This window comes from Vibrio splendidus 12E03, from assembly GCF_000272105.2.
GTDB classification, from domain to species: domain Bacteria; phylum Pseudomonadota; class Gammaproteobacteria; order Enterobacterales; family Vibrionaceae; genus Vibrio; species Vibrio splendidus_I.
On sequence record NZ_AJZD02000043.1, the window covers coordinates 1 to 1177 of the forward strand.

General features: G+C 47.0%; 1 protein-coding gene. It reads right to left on the reverse strand.

The features are described 5' to 3' along the window. A partial coding sequence (gene tuf, locus A142_RS04480) for an elongation factor Tu (protein ID WP_016783752.1) occupies positions 1 to 1177 on the reverse strand: 1177 nt, incomplete at both ends.

A 1177-nucleotide genomic window follows, 5' to 3' on the forward strand; every position in this document is an offset into this window, starting at 1 on the left:
AAGATTTTAGCTACAACACCAGCACCAACTGTACGGCCACCTTCGCGGATTGCGAAACGTAGACCTTCGTCCATTGCGATTGGAGCGATTAGCTCAACAGTCATTTGAACGTTGTCACCTGGCATTACCATTTCTACGCCTTCTGGTAGAGTGATGTCGCCTGTTACGTCAGTTGTACGGAAGTAGAACTGTGGACGGTAACCTTTGAAGAAAGGAGTGTGACGGCCGCCTTCGTCTTTAGAAAGTACGTATACTTCAGACTCAAACTTAGTGTGTGGGTTGATAGAACCTTTCGCAGAAAGTACTTGACCACGTTCAACGTCATCACGCTTAGTACCACGTAGAAGTGCACCAACGTTCTCACCTGCACGACCTTCGTCAAGCAGTTTACGGAACATTTCAACACCAGTACAAGTAGTAAGAGTAGTCTCTTTGATACCAACGATTTCTACTTCGTCACCTACACGTAGGATACCGCGCTCGATACGACCAGTTACAACAGTACCACGACCTTGGATTGAGAATACATCTTCAATTGGTAGTAGGAACGGTTGGTCAACTGCACGCTCTGGCTCAGGGATGTAAGAATCTAGTGCTTCTGCAAGCTCAACGATCTTGTCTTCCCACTGCTTCTCGCCGTTTAGTGCGCCAAGTGCAGAACCTTGGATAACTGGTAGGTCATCACCTGGGAAGTCGTATTCAGAAAGAAGTTCACGAACTTCCATCTCAACTAGCTCAAGTAGCTCTTCGTCATCAACCATGTCACATTTGTTCATGAATACGATGATGTAAGGGATACCAACTTGACGACCAAGTAGGATGTGCTCACGAGTTTGAGGCATAGGGCCGTCAGTCGCAGCAACAACTAGGATACCGCCGTCCATTTGTGCAGCACCAGTGATCATGTTTTTAACATAATCCGCGTGTCCTGGACAGTCTACGTGTGCGTAGTGACGTGCTGGAGTGTCGTACTCAACGTGAGAAGTTGCGATTGTGATACCGCGCTCACGCTCTTCTGGAGCGTTATCGATAGATGCGAAATCTTTAGCAACACCGCCGTATACTTTTGCAAGAGTAGTACAGATAGCAGCAGTTAGAGTTGTTTTACCGTGGTCAACGTGGCCGATAGTACCAACGTTTACGTGCGGTTTCGTACGTTCAAATTTTTCTTTAGACA